The organism is Streptomyces bluensis (assembly GCF_014650715.1).
GTDB classification, from domain to species: Bacteria; Actinomycetota; Actinomycetes; order Streptomycetales; family Streptomycetaceae; genus Streptomyces; species Streptomyces bluensis.
Genome location: NZ_BMVM01000012.1, coordinates 211,193 through 230,876, shown reverse-complemented (window position 1 = coordinate 230,876; position 19,684 = coordinate 211,193). Strand labels below are relative to the sequence as shown.

The 19,684-nt window shown below is 71.7% G+C and carries 12 protein-coding genes; 7 read left to right on the top strand and 5 right to left on the bottom strand.

Going from position 1 to position 19,684, the window contains the following annotated elements; all coding sequences use genetic code 11:
* Positions 1-20 precede the first annotated feature (20 nt).
* Positions 21-740 (bottom strand): SDR family oxidoreductase, encoded by a 720-nt coding sequence (locus IE262_RS27300; RefSeq protein WP_189877385.1) that lies wholly within the window; start codon positions 738-740, stop codon positions 21-23.
* Between the two features lie 210 nt (positions 741-950).
* The gene (locus IE262_RS27295) at positions 951-1,760 is read right to left on the bottom strand and encodes an SURF1 family protein (RefSeq protein WP_189877383.1); all 810 of its coding nucleotides are present in this window, start codon (positions 1,758-1,760) and stop codon (positions 951-953) included.
* 197 nt (positions 1,761-1,957) lie between these two features.
* Between IE262_RS27295 and IE262_RS27290 the strand changes: the two genes are divergently transcribed.
* From IE262_RS27290 to IE262_RS27280, 3 genes are all read left to right on the top strand, one after another.
* Positions 1,958-3,781, top strand: coding sequence for a S9 family peptidase (locus IE262_RS27290; protein WP_189877381.1), 1,824 nt, complete (start codon positions 1,958-1,960; stop codon positions 3,779-3,781).
* 253 nt (positions 3,782-4,034) lie between these two features.
* The gene (locus IE262_RS27285; RefSeq protein ID WP_229877516.1) at positions 4,035-6,755 is read left to right on the top strand and encodes an FG-GAP-like repeat-containing protein; all 2,721 of its coding nucleotides are present in this window, start codon (positions 4,035-4,037) and stop codon (positions 6,753-6,755) included.
* A gap of 151 nt (positions 6,756-6,906) precedes the next feature.
* The gene (locus tag IE262_RS27280; RefSeq protein ID WP_189877378.1) at positions 6,907-8,127 is read left to right on the top strand and encodes an amidohydrolase family protein; all 1,221 of its coding nucleotides are present in this window, start codon (positions 6,907-6,909) and stop codon (positions 8,125-8,127) included.
* Between the two features lie 112 nt (positions 8,128-8,239).
* On the opposite strand, the gene IE262_RS27275 is transcribed toward IE262_RS27280, so the two are convergent.
* On the bottom strand, positions 8,240-8,863 hold the full coding sequence (locus IE262_RS27275) for a UTRA domain-containing protein (RefSeq protein WP_189877376.1): 624 nt from the start codon (positions 8,861-8,863) through the stop codon (positions 8,240-8,242).
* A gap of 157 nt (positions 8,864-9,020) precedes the next feature.
* Between IE262_RS27275 and IE262_RS27270 the strand changes: the two genes are divergently transcribed.
* Positions 9,021-9,881 (top strand): glycosyltransferase family 2 protein, encoded by an 861-nt coding sequence (locus tag IE262_RS27270; RefSeq protein WP_134034613.1) that lies wholly within the window; start codon positions 9,021-9,023, stop codon positions 9,879-9,881.
* Between the two features lie 107 nt (positions 9,882-9,988).
* On the opposite strand, the gene IE262_RS27265 is transcribed toward IE262_RS27270, so the two are convergent.
* The gene (locus tag IE262_RS27265; protein WP_189877374.1) at positions 9,989-14,134 is read right to left on the bottom strand and encodes an nSTAND1 domain-containing NTPase; all 4,146 of its coding nucleotides are present in this window, start codon (positions 14,132-14,134) and stop codon (positions 9,989-9,991) included.
* Between the two features lie 694 nt (positions 14,135-14,828).
* Positions 14,829-15,095, bottom strand: coding sequence for a GlsB/YeaQ/YmgE family stress response membrane protein (locus IE262_RS27260; RefSeq protein WP_134034619.1), 267 nt, complete (start codon positions 15,093-15,095; stop codon positions 14,829-14,831).
* A gap of 224 nt (positions 15,096-15,319) precedes the next feature.
* Between IE262_RS27260 and IE262_RS40385 the strand changes: the two genes are divergently transcribed.
* The 3 genes from IE262_RS40385 (at position 15,320) to mgtA (ending at position 19,659) form a co-directional block, all read left to right on the top strand.
* Positions 15,320-16,471 (top strand): TerD family protein, encoded by a 1,152-nt coding sequence (locus tag IE262_RS40385; protein WP_189877372.1) that lies wholly within the window; start codon positions 15,320-15,322, stop codon positions 16,469-16,471.
* Positions 16,472-16,583: 112 nt separating this feature from the next.
* Positions 16,584-16,946, top strand: a complete 363-nt coding sequence (locus IE262_RS27250) for an ArsR/SmtB family transcription factor (RefSeq protein ID WP_134034625.1) — start codon at positions 16,584-16,586, stop codon at positions 16,944-16,946.
* Positions 16,939-19,659, top strand: a complete 2,721-nt coding sequence (gene mgtA / locus IE262_RS27245) for a magnesium-translocating P-type ATPase (RefSeq protein WP_189877370.1) — start codon at positions 16,939-16,941, stop codon at positions 19,657-19,659. The genes IE262_RS27250 and mgtA overlap by 8 nt, the downstream gene beginning before the upstream one ends.
* Positions 19,660-19,684 lie beyond the last annotated feature (25 nt).

The window sequence follows — 19,684 nt, the reverse complement described above, 5'->3', positions numbered from 1 at the left end:
CAGCGGGCTCCTGAACCGGGTCAGGTGAGCTGGACGCCGCCGTCGACGTCGACCACGGAACCGGTGGCGTAGCCGTTGGTCATCAGGAACAGGGCGGTCGAGGCGATGTCCTCGGGCAGGCCGACGCGGGCGACGGGCACGCTGGCGATGTACTGGGTGAGCAGCCGTGTCCGCACGTCCTCCGGGACGTCGTCGAAGGCGGGGGTCTCGACCAGTCCGGGGGCGATGACGTTGACCCGCACCGGGGCCAGATCGACGGCGTTGGCCTTGCCGAAGGCCTCCAAGGCGGCGTTGATCGCGGCCATCATCGGGCGTCCCGGACCGTGCTTGCGGCTCGCGATGCCTCCGATCAGCACGATGGAGCCGTCCTTCGCGATGCGGTCGGCCGCGGCTCGCACCCCCTCGTAGGCGCCCCAGAACTTGGTGTCCATGAACTTTCGCGCGGCACCGGAGTCCAGCTCCCGCACGGTGCCGAGGGCCGTGGTGCCCGCCGACATGGCCAGGTGGTCGAAGGGGCCGACACGATCCAGGAGGGACTCGATCGAGGCGGCGGAGGTGATGTCTGCCTGCTCGGTCGCTATGCCGGGGGGCACGGTGCCCGCGGCACGCTGAGGGTTGCGGCTGGCCGCGGTGACCCGGGCCCCGGCCGCCAGGGCGCGCTCGGCGATGGCGAGGCCGATGCCGGAGGTGCCGCCGATGACGACTACATGCTTGCCGGCCAGGGGGCTGGCGATGCTCATGAGCGATGTCCTGTTCTCGGGTGGTCGATCGTCGGCGCGGACCGTACTTCCCGGCGCCTGCGGATCGGTTTAGCGCGCTCATGCCAACAAGTCGGGCCAGCACACCAGTCCAACAAGCCAGGCCAACAGGTGTACGCGTGCGCGTACCGCGCCTCAACCGGCCAGGCTTTCGCCGGCGTACTCGCCCGCTGGAGCTCCGCTCAACTCCGCTCAGGAGGCCGCGGTTTCCCGAGCGCGCCCGGCCTCCCGCGCCGGCTCCTCGCCGTCGACCAGACCCAGCTGCGCGTCCCGGACGAACTCCACCTCGCGGCGCAGCAGGCGGAACCACATGAAGACCACGAAGCCCGCGAAGACGAACCACTCGCCGGTGTAGCCGAGGTTCTGGAACGCCTTCAGGTCCAGGCCCGTGTCCTGGGGCGCGGCCGCGGGGACGGCCTTCATCCCCGAGTCGCCCTTGGTGAGGGTGATCCACGCGTCGTACACGTCGTACGGCACGAGGTTCACCAGTGAGGCCGCGCTGATCGCCCCGGTCTGGCCCTCGGGCAGCCCGCCGGTCGCGCTCACCCCGTTCGAGCCCGGGGTCTCGGAAGCCTGCAGCGCGCCCGTGACCGTGACCTCGCCCTTGGGGGCGGCGGGTGCCTTGGCCGCGTCCGCCTCACCGGGCAGCCAGCCCCGTACGACGGGCAGTGCCCTGCCGTCGTCAGTGCGCAGCAGCGTCATCACGTAGTACCCGCGCCGGTCGTCCAGCTCGCGGCCCGGCACCAGCAACTGCTTGCCGTACTGTCCCGTCGCGGTGGCCTGTCGGCCGGACGTCTCCTTGTCGACGGGGAGCAACTCGTCCAGCGGCCGGGCGGCCTCGTGCTTCGCCGACTCGGCCTGCTCACCCGCCGACCGGTGGTTGTCCATGCGCTCCTCGAACCGCCCCAGCTGCCATGACCCCATGAACAAGCAGAAGGGGATGGCCAGCAGCACGAAGACGTTGATTCCCCACCATCGGGGCGTCAGCAGGAACCGGTACACCCCGTCAACGGTACGGGGCGGGCGCGGAACTCCGGATCGCGGGGTCGGTACCGACGGTTCGGTGTCGCCTGGTCAGTACCGCCCGGTCAGGACCGCCCGTGCGTCCACAATCGACCCTGACCTGCGAGGACGAAAAGTTATCCACAGGCTGGGGACCCTCGGCAGCAGAAGTCCGGGCGGCCGGGCACTATGGGGCCATGACCGAGACCAACGGATCCACCCCGCAGGCGCAGACCCGGTCGATGCCCGACTGGGAGAAGCGCTTCCGCGCGCCCAGGGTGTCGCTGCCGGACTGGGCGGAGGACGCACCCCACCGTTCGCTGTTCGTCTCCAACGCCACGGGGACGTACGAGTTGTACGCGTGGGACCGCGCGACGGCCGAGCAGCGCCAGGTCACCGACCGGGCGAACGGCACGACGGACGGCGTGCTCGCACCGGACGGCGAGTGGATCTGGTGGTTCGACGACAAGGACGGCGACGAGTACGGCGTGTGGCGCCGCCAGCCGTTCCACGGCGGGCCCGACGAGGAGGCGGTGCCGGGCCTCGCGCCCTCCTATCCGGCGGGGCTGGCCATCGGCCGTGACGGCCGTACGGCGGTCGTCGGGCGGTCGACGGACGAGGACGGCTCCACCATCCACCTGTCCCGGTCCGGCACGGACCCGGTGGTGATCTACCGGCACCGTGAGTCCGCCGGTGTCGGCGACCTCTCGCACGACGGCTCGCTGATCGCGATCGAGCACACCGAGCACGGCGACGCGATGCACTCGGCGCTGCGCGTGCTCCGGCCGGACGGCACGACGGTCGCGGAGCTCGACGACACCAAGGGCGGCACGGTCGAGCTGGGCCTGGAGGTGCTGGGATTCGCGCCGGTCGAGGGGGACACGCGGCTGCTCATCGGCCATCAGCGGGGCGGTCGCTGGGAGCCGCTGGTGTGGGACGTGGTCTCCGGCGAGGAGACCGACCTGGGGCTCGCGGCCCAGCTCGACGGCGACCTGAGCGCCGAGTGGTACCCGGACGGTTCGGCGCTGCTGGTGGCGCACAGCTTCGAGGCCCGCAGCGAGCTGTACCGCTACGAGCTGGGGACCCGGGAACTGGAGCGGCTCCGGACGCCCAGGGGCACGGTGTCGGGGGCGACGGCCCGCCCGGACGGCAGCGTGGAGTACCTGTGGTCGTCGGCCGCCGAGGCACCGGTCGTGCGCTCGACGGCGGGCGGGGCGGTCCTCGACCCGCCCGGACTGAGGTCCCCGGGCTCGCTGCCGGTGGAGGACGTGTGGGTGGAGGGGCCCGGTGGCCGCGTCCACGCGCTCGTCCAGCGCCCGGCCGGCGTGCGGGGTCCCTGTCCCACCGTCTTCGACATCCACGGCGGCCCGACCTGGCACGACAGTGACGCGTTCGCGGCGGGCCCGGCCGCGTGGCTGGACCACGGGTACGCGGTCATCCGGATCAACTACCGCGGCTCCACGGGCTACGGCCGCGCCTGGACGGACGCCCTGAAGCACCGGGTCGGCCTCATCGAGCTGGAGGACATCGCCGCGGTACGGGAGTGGGCGGTCACCTCCGGCTTCGCGGACCCCGCCCGGCTGATCCTCACGGGTGGCTCCTGGGGCGGCTACCTCACGCTGCTCGGGCTCGGTACGCAGCCGGACGCGTGGGCCCTGGGCATCGCCGCGGTCCCGGTCGCCGACTACGTCACGGCCTACCACGACGAGATGGAGGCCCTGAAGGCCATGGACCGCACGCTGCTGGGCGGCACCCCCGAGGAGGTACCGGAACGCTTCGAGGCGTCCTCCCCGCTGACATACGTGGACGCGGTCAAGGCCCCGGTCTACATCTCGGCCGGCGTGAACGACCCGCGCTGCCCGATCCGCCAGATCGACAACTACGTCAAGCGTCTCCAGGCCCGGGGTGCGGTGCACGAGGTGTACCGGTACGACGCGGGACACGGCTCCCTGGTGGTCGACGAACGGATCAAGCAGGTGCGACTGGAACTGGACTTCGCGGAGCGGCACCTGCCGAGGTAGCCGGCGGACCCCAGGCAGCCCCAGTAGCCCCAGTAGCCCCAGGCAGCCCAGGCAGCCCAGGTAGCCCAGGCAGCCCCAGGCCGGCTGTCACCGGCCTGGGGCGGAGAGCGCTGGCCAGGAAACCCTCTGCCCAGGGCAAAGACTCCGTAAGGGCGGCTCCGGCCTGTGATGTTTGCGGGGGCGGACGCGCTGGGTATAGAGGGTCACCCATGTGACGGGTGTGCCCCGAGAGACTTCTCCACAGGGGGGACCTTTGAGCCGCCGTACGTCGCATGCGTACCAACCGCTGAGCCTGAAACGAAGAGCCTGGCTGACCCTCGGTGCCGTGGTCCTGGGGGGTGCGGGCGCCGTCACCTACGCCATCGCCGGCCCCTCGGACGACCCGGGCGCGCAGGGCAGGGCCAAGCGGCCGGTGAAGGTCCACGAGATCGCCCTCAAGGGCACGGGCGGCAAGCGCGAACTGGCGCGCACCGACACCGAGGCGTTCTCCCTGCTCGGCGTCTCGTGGACCGGTGCCTCGAAGCGGGTCGACGGGACCGCGCAGGTACGCGTCCGCAGCAGCGAGACCGGTGAGTGGGGCGGCTGGCGGAACCTGGAGGTCGACACGGATCCGCCGGAGGGCGTCGAGCCCGGCATGCGCGGGGCCTCGGAGCCGCTGTGGGTGGGGCCGTCCGACGGTGTCGAGGTGCAGGTCGTCCGGAAGAACGGCAACACCGGCGCCGCACTCCCCAAGGGTCTCAGGGTCGACCTCGTCGACCCGGGCGTGGTGACGAACGCCGAGACCAGGTCGGTGGGCACGGAGATCGAACCGGCCGCGTACGTGGCCGAGGACACCCCGTCGCCGACGGACCCGGCCACCGCGACGCCCACCGACACGGCCACCGCGCCCGACCCCGCGGCGAGCGAGTCCGGCAGCACCGCTCCCGCGCCCACGGACCCCGCGTCGCCCAGCGACTCGGCCCCGGCGTCGCCCTCGGAGTCCGCGTCCCCCTCGCCGAGCCCGACCAAGCCGGTCGCTCCGCCGTCCACGGTCACCGAGCCCCCGGTCATCAGCCGGGCGGCCTGGGGCGCGGACGAGTCGAAGGTCAAGGACCCGGCCGAGTACATCGACAAGATCAGCGCGGTCTTCGTGCACCACACGGTCGGCTCGAACAGCTACAGCTGTGCCCAGTCCGCCGCGCTGGTGCGGGGCATCATGGCGTACCACATCGACGCCAACGGCTGGAACGACCTCGGCTACAACTTCCTGGTCGACAAGTGCGGCCAGATCTTCGAGGGCCGCGCGGGCGGTGTCGACCTGCCGGTGCTCGGCGCGCACACGTACGGCTTCAACAGCTACTCCACCGGTATCGCCGTCCTCGGTGACTTCGAGGGCGACCCGGCCAAGGGCATCCCGGCGGGCAAGCCGAGCCGGGCCGCCCAGGAGTCGGTGGCCCGCCTCGCGGCCTGGAAGCTGGGCCAGTACGGCGGCAACCCGCAGGGCAAGGTCACGCTGACCGCCAAGGGTGACACCGGGGTGTGGAAGAACGGCCAGGAGGCCACCCTCAACACCATCTCCGGCCACCGCGACGCGTACGCCACCGAGTGCCCCGGCGCGAACCTGTACTCCCGGCTCGGCGAGATCCGCCGCTTCGCCGCGAGCCCCGGCGCCAGTTCGGCCGTCCCGACCGCCGACTTCAACCGCGACGGCATCACCGACCTGGTCGCCGGTGTGCCGAGGGCGTCCGGCAACGTCGGCAACGTCGTGGTCATACCGGGCGCCACGGACGGTCCGGTCGCGGGCGCCAGGACGAGGCTCACCCAGTCCAGCCCGGGTGTGCCCGGCACGTCCGAGACCGGTGACGAGTTCGGCGCCACCACCGCCTGGGGCGACATCAACGGCGACGGTTACGCCGACCTCGCCATCGGCGCACCCGGCGAGGACGACACGTCCGGTAACGCCGACCGCGGCGCGATCACGATCCTGTACGGCCCCGGTCTGAACTCCGGCACCTCGTGGACCACCACCGGTGTGACGAGCAAGGGCGCCCGGCTCGGCTCGGCCGTCACCGTCGGCGACTTCAACGCCGACGGCAAGGCCGACGTCTTCTCGGCCGGCACCGGCAACGGCGGCTCCTGGAACGTCAAGCTGACCGGCGGTGCCACCCAGTACGGCAAGCTGACCACGGCCACCGGGTCCGTCGCCTACACCGATGCCGCGACCGGCGACTTCAACCGCGACGGCTACGCGGACGTGGCCCTCAACTACCGCGACCAGTCCGGCGTCGGCCGGGTCACCTGGTTCAAGGGCTCCGCCACCGGCCTCGTGAAGGTCAGCGTCCTGTCGGTCAAGGGCGGCCGCTCCATCGCCGCGGGCGACGTCAACGGCAACGGCTACGACGACCTCGTGATCGGCCAGGCGTACACGTCGGAGTCCGGCGCGTACCGGGGCGGCCAGGTCACCGTGGTGCCGGGCACCTCGACGGGCTTCACCACGACCGGTATGACGACCGTCCACCAGGACACCACCGGTGTACCGGGCACCGCCCAGGACGGCGACGCGCTCGGCTGGTCGGTCTCGGCGGGCGACTACAACGGCGACGGCTACGCGGACGTCCTCGCGGGCGCCCCCAACAAGGACATCACCCGCAGCGGCGCGAACCAGGCGAACGCCGGTACGACCCTGCTGTTCAAGGGCACCTCCTCCGGCCTGACCGGCTCCGGTGCCCTGGCGTTCCACCAGGACACCTCCGGTATCACCGGCTGGACGGAGCCGAACGACAAGCTCGGGTCCTCCGTCGTCCTTCAGGACCTGTCCGGCTGGGGCCGCGCCGACCTCGCCATCGGAGCGGAGGGCGAGAACGACTACGACGGCACGATCCTCCAGCTCGACAGCGGCAGTTCGGGCGTCAACACCAGCGGCGGCGTCTACTACGGCCGCGACACCCTGGGCACCCCCGCGGGCGCCCGCCTGGGCCAGGCCCTGACGCCGTAGCGCGTCATCGGGGAGCCACAGCGACCGGCCAGGGCGTTCACGCCCTGGCCGGTCGTCGTGTACGCCCCTTGCGATCCGGGTGAGTCGCCCCTAACTTGAAACTGACGAACCGTCAGATAAGGCGGCGGCAGGCACAGGGAGGGGTACGGGAATGGCCGGCAAGGACGGTGGTACCAAGGACCTGCCCAGGGTGATCAGCGTGGACGACCACGTGATAGAGCCCGCGCACCTCTTCGAGACCTGGCTGCCGGCCAAGTACCGGGACAAGGGGCCGAAGCCCCTCACCGCCGGGATCGGCGAACTCCGGTACATCGGCGGGAAGTACCGGTTCACCACCGACCCGGACGGCCAGATCACCGACTGGTGGGAGTACGAGGGCACCCTCTTCCCGTACAAGCGCATCATCGCGGCCGTCGGTTTCTCCCGGGACGAGATGACCCTCGACGGGATCACCCGCGAGCAGATGCGGCGTGGCTGCTGGGACCCGAAGGCCCGGCTGGAGGACATGGACATCAACCATGTCGAGGCCTCCCTGTGCTTCCCGACGTTCCCGAGGTTCTGCGGGCAGACCTTCGCGGAGGCCAAGGACAAGGAGGTCGGCCTCGCGTGCGTCCGCGCCTACAACGACTGGATGGTCGAGGAGTGGTGCGGTGACAGCGGCGGGCGGCTGATCCCGCTGTGCCTCATCCCTCTGTGGGACGTCGGCCTGGCCGTCGAGGAGATCCGGCGCAACGCGGCCCGGGGCGTACGGGCGGTGACGTTCAGCGAGATCCCCACCTACCTCGGGCTGCCGTCGATCCACTCCGGCTACTGGGACCCGTTCTTCGCGGCGTGCGAGGAGACCGGGACGGTCGTCAACATGCACATCGGCAGCAGCTCACAGATGCCCGCTGCCTCCCCCGACGCACCACCCGCCGTCCAGGCCTCGCTGAGCTTCAACAACGCGATGGCCTCGATGATGGACTTCCTCTTCTCCGGTGTCCTCGTGAAGTTCCCGCGCCTCAAACTGGCGTACAGCGAGGGGCAGATGGGCTGGATTCCGTACGCCCTGGAGCGCGCGGACGACGTCTGGGAGGAGCACCGCGCCTGGGGCGGCGTCAGGGACCTGATCCCGGAGCCGCCGTCGACGTACTACTACCGGCAGATCTTCTGCTGCTTCTTCCGCGACCGGCACGGCATCGAGGCGATCGAGACCGTGGGTGTGGACAACGCGACCTTCGAGACGGACTACCCCCACGTCGACTCGACCTGGCCGGAGACGAAGAAGGTGGCGGCGGAGCACGTGGCCGGCCTCCCCGACGACGTGACGTACAAGCTGCTGCGGGGGAACGCCATCCGGATGCTGGATCTGGCGTTTGACCAGGGCAAATAGGCCAGGGCAAGTAGGCCAGGACAGGTAGGCCAGGGCAAGTAGGCCAGGACAGGTAGGCCAGGGCAAGTAGGCCAGGGCAAGTAGGCCAGGGGAAAGGGACCAGGGGGCCCGCTCACCACCTTTCCAGGGCCGTGGTGAAGACCAGTTCCGTGCGGTCGCCGGGCAGGGTGATGTGGGTGATGTCCACCGCGCGGTCCTGGATGTCGTACGACGTCTTGCGGACGACGAGCACCGACGTCCCCGGCGGCAGCTCCAGTACCCGTGCCTCCTGCGGTGTCGGCGGGCGGGCCGTGACGCGCTCCTCGATGCGGTCCACCTCGATGCCGACCGTGAAGAGCTGGTTCTGGGTGCCGCCGGGCCACGGCTCCTTGCCGTCGTCCAGGAGGTCGGGGTTCCCCGCGAGCATGTCGCGGACGAGATAGGACGTCACGAGGCTGAAGGGGGCGCTCTCGGCGGCGCATCGCGTCCGGTAGGTGCGCTCGACGAGTGCCGTGCCCTCCGGGACGCCGAACAACTCCGCCAGTTCCCCGCTCGCCCCGGTCTCGCGGTACTTCGCGTAGAAGACGAGGTCGCCGGTGCGGAGGCCGGTGTCGCGCTCGGTGACTCCGCTCTCGGCCCGCTCCGGCCTCGGCCGGCGCGCCCGGTTCTTCTCCCACTGGTGACGGCTGTTGTCGCGGACGGCCGGTGTGCGGGGGCGGCCAAGGCCCTCCCCGACCACTTCGTACGGCTTCGGCACGGGTGCTCACCGATCCCTCGCGGGGCCTGTCCTGCTCCTCTGCGTCTACCAGCATCAGCGTACGACTCCTGCCGAGGTCCTGCCGTTCGAGTGGGAGCCCGTGGCGATATGAGCCCGTGGCGATACTGGCGGGGACGGTGACCCCGGAAAGGCCCTCATGAAAAAGATCATTTCGATCGTCACGCCGGTCCACGGACAGGGAGCGCGGTTCCTCTCGGAGGCGTACACATCTCTGCGCTCCCAGAACCTCCCTGACGGCTGGTCATGGGAGTGGTGTGTGCAGGAGGACGGAAGCGACGTCCAGGCCTCGGCGTATCTTCCGGACCCGGCGAACGATCCGCGTATCCGGATCTCGGCGTCGCGGCGCGGCGGCCCGCACGTGGCGCGGACCATGGCGTTCGCCCGGTCAACTGGTGTGTATGTGAAGAACCTGGACGCCGACGACCAGCTCGCCGCCGGAACTCTCGCACGCGACATCGCGGTACTGGAGGAGCACCCCGCGGTGGGCTGGACCACGTCCCGGGCGGTCGACCTCCTGGAAGACGGCAGCACCGTCTCCTTCGAGGGCGATCCGGAACCCGGCCGGCTCCCGCGGGGAACCGCGTACGGATTCTGGGTCGAGCACCGTCGACCCCGGATTCATCCCGCCACGCTCTGTGTGCGGCGCCCCCTCCTGGCGCTGCTGGGCGGTTGGATGGCCCTGCCGGCGTCCGGTGACACGGGCCTTCTGCTGGGACTCGACGCTCTGGCGGACGGATGGTTCATCGGCGACACCGGTCTCGTGTACCGCAAGCACCCGGGGCAGATCACCACGCACCCGCATCACCGGGCGGGGGCGGAATGGGAAGCCCGGATGTCGTTGATCCAGGAGCATGCCGACGCCCTTCGCGCCTGGTCCGGCCTGACGACCGATGCCAACTGCCCACCCGGCGCGGCAGGTTGGGAGGAGCCGGACACGAAAGGGCCCGATCGCTGGCGACGGGGGATGCACCAGCGATCGGGCTATGAACAAGCGTAACAAGCCTGCTGGTCCGGCGGGAGCCCACAGCTCGACTGCACCGAGAACTTGTGATCGGGATCACTTGACGCGGTCCGCCGTGATGGCAACAGAAGGCTCACGCTCCGTTACCGGCCGCAGGGTGGCTCGTACGACAACCGGGGCAGGTACTCGTGCCATTTCTCCGGTGTCAGAACACCCCGCGTGGTCGCACAGATACGGCGAATGGCCTTGTCGGCGTCCAGATCCCACAGCCGGACGGTATCGGTACCGCTGGAAATGCCGAGCATGTGGCTTTTGGGGCTGAAGGACAGGAAATTTCCTGTCCTGGCGTTCGGGCTCATCGACCGGCCTATGGGAGCCGCCTCGGCGGGGACGGAGACGTTCCAGAGCCGGACCGTGTTGTCGTTGCCGCCGCTCGCCAGTGTGTGCCCGTCCGGGCTGTACGTCAGCGACACGACCGCTTCGGTGTGGCCGGTGAGGGGGGAGCCCAGCCGGGTCGCCTCGGCGGGATCGGTGACGTTCCAGAGCCGGACCGTGTCGTCGTCGCCTCCGCTGGCCAGCGTATGGCCGTCCGGGCTGTAGGCCAGCGCGTTGACGGGGCCGGCGTGCCATCTGAGCGGGGGGCCGACCGGCGTCGTGTGCGACGGGTCGGTGACGTTCCACAGCCGGACGGTGCCGTCCGCGCTGCCGCTGGCGAGCGTGTGCCCGTCCGGACTGAAGGCGAGGGAGTTGATGTAGCCCTTGTGCCCGGTGAGCGGTGCGCCGCGCGGCACGACGCGGGACGGGTCGCCGACGTTCCACAACTGGAACGTGCGGTCGGAGTAGGCGGTGGCGAGCGTGCGTCCGTCCGGGCTGAACGCCAGCGAGTCGGGGCCCATGAACCGTGTCCGCAGGGTGATGGGCGGACCGTGGGCGACCGGCCGGGCCGGGTCGGTGACGTTCCACAGGTACACCGTCCGGTCTCCCGTGAGCACCGCGAGGGTGCGGCCGTCGGGGGAGAACACCATCTCCTGGCCGCCTTCCGCGCGCATGAACGGTCTGCTCAGCGGCACCGGCCGGCCGGGAGTCTCCACGTTCCACAGCCGGACCCCGCCGTCGCGCGCGACCGTGGCGAGCACCCGCCCGTCCGGGCGGAACTCCCCACTGCGGCCGTTCATGTCCGATCCCGGTATCGACCACAGACGGACCTTGCTGTCGCCGCTCCCCGTGGCGAGGGTGCGGCCGTCGGGGCTGAAGCCCAGGGCGTACATCTCGCCGCTGCTGCCCGCGAGAGGCTCGCCGACCTGCGACGGGTACTCCGGATCGCTCACGTTCCACAGGCTCGCCGTGCTGTCCGCGCTGGCGGCGGCGAGCTGTTCCCCGTCCGGGCTGAAGGCCACGGACCAGATGGGGCCGGTGTGGCCGGTGAGGGGTGAGCCGATCGGTGAGGCGTGGGCCGGGTCGGTCACGTCCCACAGCCGGATGGTGTGGTCCGCGCTGCCGCTGGCGAGGGTGCGGCCGTCGGGCCGGAAGGCCACGGAGTGGACCAGGTCCGTGTGGCCGGTGAGGGGGGAGCCGATGCGAGTGGCGCGTGCCGGGTCGGTCACGTTCCACAGTCGCACGGTGTCGTCGTCGCCGCCCGTCGCCAGCGTGCGCCCGTCCGGGCTGAACGCGACGGACCGTACGGCGGCGGTGTGGCCGGTCAACGTGTCGAGCGGCTTCGGCCGGTCCGGGTCGGCCACGTTCCACAGGCGCACGGTGCGGTCCTCGCCGACCGAGGCCAGGGTGCGTCCGTCCGGGCTGAAGGCGACCAGGTAGATCGTGCCCTCGTGGCCGGTGAGGGGCCCACCGCGCCGGGCCGGTCGGCGGGGGTCCCGCACGTTCCACAACCGGATCGTGCCGTCGTCGCCCGCGCTGGCGAGGGTGTGGCCGTCCGGGCTGAACACCGCGCTGCTCACCCAACTCGTGTGGTCGGTGAGCGGCTTGCCGAGCTTCCTGGGGCGGCCCGGGTCGCTCACGTCCCACAGGCGTACGGTCCGGTCGTAGCTGGCGGTGGCGAGGGTGCGGCCGTTCGGGCTGAACGAGGTGAGGTAGACGGCGCCGGTGTGCCCGAGCAGGGGCGTGGCCAGCGGCGCGTTCACGATCGAGATCAGCCGGTTGCCGGCGTCCGCGTCGTCCGGGCGCAGGCGGTGTGCCACCAGGGAGAGTTGGGCGGACAGCGACGGATCATTGGACTGGGCGCGGTCGGCCTCGGCCATCACCTGCTCGAACACCGCTTCGTTGCGCTGCTGCCACGCGACGACCGCCGCGCCGACGGCCAGGACCGCCAGCGCGACCAGCGCCGACACCGCGCTCCGCCCGAGCCACACCGTGCGTCTGCGCAGCCTGACCGAGGCGGCCAGGAACTCCACCGCGCTACGGGTCAGAAAGGTGTCCCCCGCGTCCCGGGCGGAGGTCGCCCAGGTGTGGGCCTGCTCCAGCCGCGAACCCCGGTAGAGCAGCGACGAGTCGCGGTTCGAGCCCTCCCAGGCCCTGCCGTCCTCCTCCAGCCGCTGCCGCAGCAGATTGCCGCCCCGGTCCTCGTCGATCCAGTCACGCAGCCGCGGCCAGGCGTGGAGCAGCGCTTCGTGGGTGATCTCCACGGTCTCCGCGTCGAGCGTCACCAACCGGGCGCGCACCAGCGCTTCGAGCGACTCCTCCGTCTTGCCCGGGTTCGCCGACTCCTGGGCCAACTGGCGCCGTGTGCCCCGCCTGCGGGTGGCCGGGGTGTCCTCGCCCAGCCGTACCAGCCTGAGCAGGAGCAGCCTCGTGGCCGTACGGGCCGCCGGGTCGAGCCCGGACCAGGCCCGCTCGGCGGTCGCCGCCACGGCTCCCTGGATGCCGCCCGCCGCGCGGTAGCCGGTCAGCGTCAGCCGTCCCGCCTTCCGCCGCTGCCAGGTGGCGAGCAGGGCGTGGGAGAGCAGCGGCAGCACCCCCGCGTCGTGCGCCCCGCGCGGACCGTCGGCGCTCACCTCCCGGACGATCAGCTCCGCGAGGCCCGGTTCGAGCTCCAGCCCCACCGACTTGGCCGGCCCGGTCACCGCCTCACGCAACTCGGCGGTGGTGAGCGGCCCGAGCACCATGTGCCGGTGCTGCAACGCGTCGGCCAGTTCGGGGTATCCGAGGCACTGCTCGTAGAAGTCGGCGCGTATGCCGAGGACTACGAGGACGGGGGCCGGGACTTCCGGTTCGCTCGGTTTGCTTGGTTCAACCGGTTCGGCGGGGGTGCAGGCGGCGTGGAGGATCTCGATGAAGGCGCGTCGACTCGCCTCGTCCGGGCAGAGGGTGAACGTCTCCTCGAACTGGTCCACGATGACGACCGGACGCGCCGCGGTCCGGGCTTCGCGGTGCGCCCAGGCGGTGACGGCTTCCCGGACGGCGCGGGCGAAGGAGGGCGTACCGGGCTGCGGCGTACCGGGCTGTGGTGTCGCGGACGGCCCTGACGCACAGACCAAGTGGGCGAGTTCGGGGATCCGGCGGGTCAGCTCCCCAAGAGGGTCGGCTCCCGGCACGAGTTGGAGAACGTGCCGTTCCCGGCCGTCGTCCTCCGCGTCCGCTTCCAGCGCGCCGTTGCGCAACGCGGTGACCAGACCGGCGTTCAGCAGGGACGACTTGCCCGCCCCCGAGGCGCCGACGAGCATGACCAGGCCGCCGGGCTCCTCCGCCGCGCGCAGCTGGGCCACGAGGGCGTCCGTGCTCCGCTCCCGGCCGAAGAACCACCGGGCGTCCTGCTGACGGTACGAGGCCAGCCCCCGGTACGGGCAGACCACCCCCGGAACAACGGGAGTTGCGCGCGATGCCGGTTCCTTGCCGCTGTCGCCCTTCTCGCCCTTCTCTCCCTTGTCCCTCTTCTCGCCCGTTTTCCTCTCTTCCGCTTCCCCTTCTTCCGTGGAGGTCGCGGAGGGGTCGCCCACCGGGTCGGCGAGCGCGTGCTCCCACAGGCGCTGCCACTGGGTCAGGTCGTACAGGCCGGGGGAGACGGGGGTGGGCTGCTGGCGCCGTGCCTGGGGGATCAGGATGTGCAGTACCGCCGCGAGGGCGGTGAACTGGGCGGGCACGTTCTTGGCCCGTCGCCAGTCGCTGATCCGCTGAGCGGACACCCGTACGGGACGCCCTCGTTCGTCGACCCGCTGAAGCCGGACGACCGCCTCGGACACGCTCTTGAGGGGAGGGTTACCGGCCTCCTTGTACAGCAGGGCGAGACGTTCCGCGAAGGCCGTGCGCGCCCCCGAGCCGGAACCCAAGGTCTCCACTCCTCACTTCCCCTCATTGCCCCGCGCCTGGACATCCGGACCGGAAAACTCACTTTATACGGATGACCTGCGATTAAGTCATCGCACCGGTACCGGAACCTCCTCCGCGGGAGCCACAGCTGGAAGGATCAGGACGCAGTAGCGATTCCATCGCGCGGCGCCCGGACAGGCCATCAGTTCACGCTCGGAGAGACAACATGACGCCGCATGTTCTCGGCCATCTTTTGTCGGAGTCACGAAACGACGGCGACGGTCTCGACGTGTGAGCCCGGAGACCTGGAGATCCGGAGATCCGTGGAGTCGGTCCCCAGCGGACCGCGATCGCGTCGCCCACGGATCCGCCTGTTCTCGATCCGCACCAGTCGGCACACGCGGATCGAGGCCCTCACCGTTCGGCACCGGTCCCCACGAGGGGAGGGACCGGCGCCGAACGACGCGGTGACGGGAACGGGCGCGGCGGGCCACTGGCCGTCGCGCCCGCCGGCGCGGGCGCCTGTGCCGGTCGAGCGGCAGCCGGTCGCGTGGCCGGTCGTGCAGCCGGTACGTGCCCGTGGTCGCCGCTACGTGCCGGTGATCGCGGGTGGGCGCCTGCCCGGATCTCGGGATTCCGGGGTCTCGGGGCCGGACATTCCGGGATCTACTGCTTTCCGTCGCCGCCCACTGTGGCTGATATGAGCCGGTGTCAGCGCTACCTTCAGTCGCGCGAGTTGCCGAACAGCAGGCGGTAGCCGATGAGCAGCACCAGGGAGCCGCCGATCGCCGCGCCCCAGGTGTAGAGGTCGAAGAACTCCTTCTCCACCGGACGGTCGAGGAAGCGGGCCGAGAGCCAGCCGCCGAGGAAGGCGCCCGCGATGCCGATGAGGGTGGTGCCGATCAGTCCACCCGGGTCGCGGCCGGGCAGCAGGATCTTGGCGATGGCTCCGGCGAGCAGGCCGAGGATGATCCAGCTGATGATGCCCACGTTGTGGTCCTCCAGTCGGGTCGGGCCGGGCGGGGTCCGCCGGAAACCGACGCAATGAGTTGCCTGATTGCGCAAGTCTATGAATAGTTTCGGAGTTGTGGCGGGTCGTCGGCGAGTCGTCGCCGAATCGCCAGCGTTCATTGCGCAAGTCAGGAACTGGAAGGGGCTGAGGTCGCGTTGGTCACGACGATCGCGGGAAGCGTGAGCGGTTGCGGAGGATCTGCATGAGCGTCTCCCTGACCAAGGGCGGCAACGTGTCGCTGAGCAAGCAGGCCCCGGGCCTGACTGCCGTGACGGTCGGGCTGGGCTGGCAGGCGAACACCGGCTACGAGCTGGACGCCAGCGCGCTGCTGTGCGACCAGTCGGGGAAGGTGCTGTCCGACGAGCACTTCGTCTTCTTCAACAACCTGACCAGCCCGGACGGCTCGGTCCGCCACACCGGCGGCGGAAGCCCCGTCGACGGCGACGACCAGCGGATCCACGTCGACCTCGCCCGGGTCCCGGGCCATGTGGTGAAGATCGTCTTCCCGGTGTCCCTCTACGAGGGCGCCTCCCGTGGCCAGAGCTTCGGACAGGTGCACCGCGCCCACATCCGCGTCCTCGACCGTGAGGGCAACGCCGAACTGGCCCGCTTCGACCTCGCGTCCGGCGGCCTGTCGAGCGAGACGGCGCTGGTCTTCGGCGAGCTGTACCGGCACGGCGCGGAGTGGAAGTTCCGCGCCGTCGGCCAGGGCTACGCGTCCGGGCTCGCGGGCATCGCCGCCGACTACGGCGTGGACGTCCTGCGGGAGACGGCGCCGAGCCCGGCACCCGCTGCCTCGCCTTCCTCGCCTGCCTCGCCGCAGATGAGCACCACCTCGTACGTGCCGCCCGCACCCGCACCCGCGCCCACGCCCGTCGTCCCGACGCCGACCGTCATCTCCTCGCCCGCGCCCACGTTCGCCGCATCACCCCATCCCCCAGGGAGTTCCTCCGTGACGTGCTTCTTCGACCCCAGCCACGGCCCCGGCACGACGACGGTGACGTGGTCCCCGCAGTGGGGCGTGCCCCGGCCGACCCAGGCGTGCGCCGGGTGCGCGCAGCGGGTGCAGACCACCGCGCCGCCGTTCTACACGCCGCCCCAGCAGGGGTATCCGCAGGGAGCGCCGCAGGGCTATCCGCAGCAGGCGCACGGGCAGTCGTACGGGCAGCAGTACGGGCAGTCGTACGGAGACCACCACCACGACCGCCAGCAGCAGGACGGGGGGCGCCGCTTCGGCACCGGCGCACTCATCGGCGCCGGAGCGGCCGGTCTGGTCGGCGGCGCGCTGCTGAACGAGGCGTTCAGCGACGACGAGCCGGACGTCGTGGTCAACAACTACTACGAGGAGGACTGACCGAGGAGCCCCCCATCACCCGGCCGACGGCGCGCAAGGGCGCCGGAACCGGCACCTACACTGGGACGGCGCGCGTGCGTTGACAGTGATCAGGACGGGACGGGAGAGGACTGTGGCGGCAGACGCTGGTGGCTTCGACGATCCGTCCGCCGAGGTTCTGGCGGAGGCGGCCGCGGCGTTCGGGCTGCTCGCCTCGTCGGCACGGCTGCACCTGGTGTGGGCGTTGTCCCAGGGCGAGAGCGATGTCACGCACCTCGCCGACCGGGTGGGCGGTGCGCTGCCCGCGGTCAGCCAGCACCTGGCGAAGCTGAAGCTCGCCGGGCTCGTGCGCTCACGCCGTGAGGGCCGGCGGCAGGTCTACTACGTCGACGATCCCGACATCGTGACCGTGGTGCGGGTGATGGTCGGGCAGCTGACCGCGCGCTCGCGGCAGGCCCCCGCGTCGGTACGCCGACTGTACGAAGCCGGTGGCTGACGCGGAGGTCGCCGGTACCCCCGGTATCGCTGGTGTCGCCACCGCGGGGACTCATCCGGAATCCGCGGCGCCGACCGCTGTGCCGACCGCTGTGCCGACCGTGCTGGAGGTGCTGCGCCGGCTCGACAGCGGTCCCCGCGGTCTGACGGAGGCGCAGGCCGAGGAGCGGCTGGCCCGCCTGGGCGAGAACACGGTTCCGGCCCGGCGGGAGGCCTCCTGGCCGCGGCTGTTCGTGCGCAGTCTGCGGGATCCGTTCACCGCGGTGCTGGGGTGCCTCGGGCTGGTGTCGGCAGCCGTCTTCGCCTGGGGCACGGCCCTGGTGATCCTCTTCCTCGTCGTGGTCAGCTGCGCGCTGCGCGCGTCCGGTGAGCACCGGGCCGACCGGTCCATGGCCGGGCTGCGCGAGCTGGTCGCCACCACCGCCACCGTGCTGCGGCGCGCGGACGACGAGGACGTGGCGCCGACGGCCCGCGAGGTCCCCGTGAGCGAGCTCGTACCCGGCGACGTGGTACGCCTCGGTCCGGGCGACCTGGTCCCGGCAGACGTACGACTGCTGCGCGCGAGCGGCCTGACACTGCACCAGGCCGCACTGACGGGAGAGTCGGCACCGGCCGGGAAGTACGCCGCCGACGTCCCCGAGGCCCTGAACGTCCCCACCGGCTCCGTCGGCGGACTGTTCGAGCAGCCGCAGCTGTGTTTCCAGGGCAGCAGCGTCGCCTCCGGCAGCGCCACCGCGATCGTCACCGCGACCGGCGCGCACACCCGGTTCGCCACCGCCCACGGCGGCGGCACCGGCACCGGCGGCGGCACCGGCACCGGCGGCGGCACCCGCCGGCCGGAGGCGAGCACCTTCGACCGTTCCGTGCAGGGCATCTCCTGGATCCTGATCCGGTTCATGCTGCTCACCCCGCCGCTGGTCCTCATGGCCAACGCGGCGCTGCGCGGGCGCGGCCTGGAGACGCTGCCGTTCGCCGTCGCCGTGGCGGTCGGGCTGACGCCGGAGATGCTGCCGGTTCTCGTCACCACCTGCCTGGCCCGCGGGGCCTCGACTCTGGCCCGCGCCCACGGAGTGATCGTCAAACGGCTGCCCGTGCTGCACGACGTCGGCGCCGTGGACGTGCTGTGCCTGGACAAGACCGGCACCCTCACCCAGGATCGCCCGATCGTCCACCGCGCCCTCGGCCCGGACGGCCAGGACGACCCCGAGGTCCTGCACTGGGCCGCCGTGAACGCCTGGTGGACCCTGCAACTCGCCGACCTGCCCGAGCCCGACGCCCTCGACGAGGCGATACTCGACGCGGCCGACGAGGACGAGCTCATGGCGTACGACGGGACGGCGGCCATCCCCTTCGACCCGGCCCGCCGCCTCGCCACCGCCGTCATCCGCACTCCGGCTCCCGGCCGTCTCGGCGTACACACCCTGGTCGTCAAGGGAGACGTCGAAGCCGTCATCGAGCGCTGCGCACTCGCCGAGGACGAGCGGATACGGCTGCGCGGCCTCGCCGCCCGGCAGGCCGAGAGCGGGCTGCGCGTCCTGGCGGTCGCCACCGCCGAACGCCCGGCGCGCACCCGCCCCTACACCCCGGCCGACGAACGCGGCCTCACCTTCCGCGGCCTGGTCACCCTGCGCGACGCGCTCGCACCCACCGCCGCCGACGCACTGAACGTCCTCACCGACCAGGGCGTCACCGTCAAGGTCCTCACCGGCGACCACCCCGGCACCGCCGCCCGCGCCTGCCGCGACCTCGGCATCCCCGTCGCCGAGGACGCCCTGCTCACCGCCGACCGCATCGACGGCCTCACCGACGCCGAACTCGCCGCGCTGGCCCGCCGTACCACCGTCTTCGCCCGCTGCACCCCCGAACACAAGGCCCGTATCACCACCGTGCTGCGGACCGCCGGGCACACCGTGGGCTTCCTCGGCGACGGCGTCAACGATCTGCCCGCCCTGCGCGCCGCGGACGTCGGCATCGCCCCGCGCGACGCCGCCGACGTGGTCCGTGAGGGCGCCGACGTGGTGCTCGCCGAGAAGGACCTCACCTCGATCGCCCACGCCATCGGCGCGGGCCGGCACGCGGGCGGCAACATCGCCACATACCTGCGCGCCACGCTGTCCTCGAACCTCGGCAACGTCATCGCGATGCTCTGCGCGGGCCTGCTCCTGCCGTTCCTGCCGATGCTGCCGGCGCAGGTCCTGCTGCAGAACCTGTGCTTCGACGCGGCCCAGCTCGCCTTCGCCTACGACCGCCCGGACCCCTCGGTGCTGCGCCGCCCGACCGTGTTGCGCCCACGCGACCTGCTGCGCTTCATCACCGGTTTCGGCGTGCTCAACGCCGTCGCCGACCTGGCCACGTTCGGCGCCCTCGCGCTCGCGCTGCACGGTCCGGGCACGGGGGACGGCGAGGCGGCGTTCCACTCCGGCTGGTTCACCGAGAACCTGCTCACCCAGGCCCTGGTGATGCTGCTGCTGCGGATCGGCCGCCGCGGCGCCGAGGGGCGCGGGCCGGGCCCGGTCGCCTGGGCCGCTGCGGCGCTGGCCGCCATCGGGCTGCTGCTGCCACCGTCACCGCTCGGGCCGCTGCTCGGCCTGACCCCGCTTCCGGCGGTGTACTACCTGCTGCTCGCCGCCGTCCTGGCGCTGTACGCCCTCGGCCTCCTGGCGGCCAGGACGCGGTACGAGCGACGGCGGGCGCGGCGCGGCACGGCGTGGTGAGGCGCGGCCGGGCCGCGGCGTCCGG

What these genes read in the sequence shown, in the direction of transcription:
- IE262_RS27300 (WP_189877385.1), bottom strand. Translation starts at nt 740, where the DNA reads ATGAGCATCGCCAGCCCCCTGGCCGGCAAGCATGTAGTCGTCATCGGC.
- IE262_RS27290 (WP_189877381.1), top strand. Translation starts at nt 1,958, where the DNA reads ATGACCGAGACCAACGGATCCACCCCGCAGGCGCAGACCCGGTCGATG.
- IE262_RS27280 (WP_189877378.1), top strand. Translation starts at nt 6,907, where the DNA reads ATGGCCGGCAAGGACGGTGGTACCAAGGACCTGCCCAGGGTGATCAGC.
- IE262_RS27270 (WP_134034613.1), top strand. Translation starts at nt 9,021, where the DNA reads ATGAAAAAGATCATTTCGATCGTCACGCCGGTCCACGGACAGGGAGCG.
- IE262_RS40385 (WP_189877372.1), top strand. Translation starts at nt 15,320, where the DNA reads ATGAGCGTCTCCCTGACCAAGGGCGGCAACGTGTCGCTGAGCAAGCAG.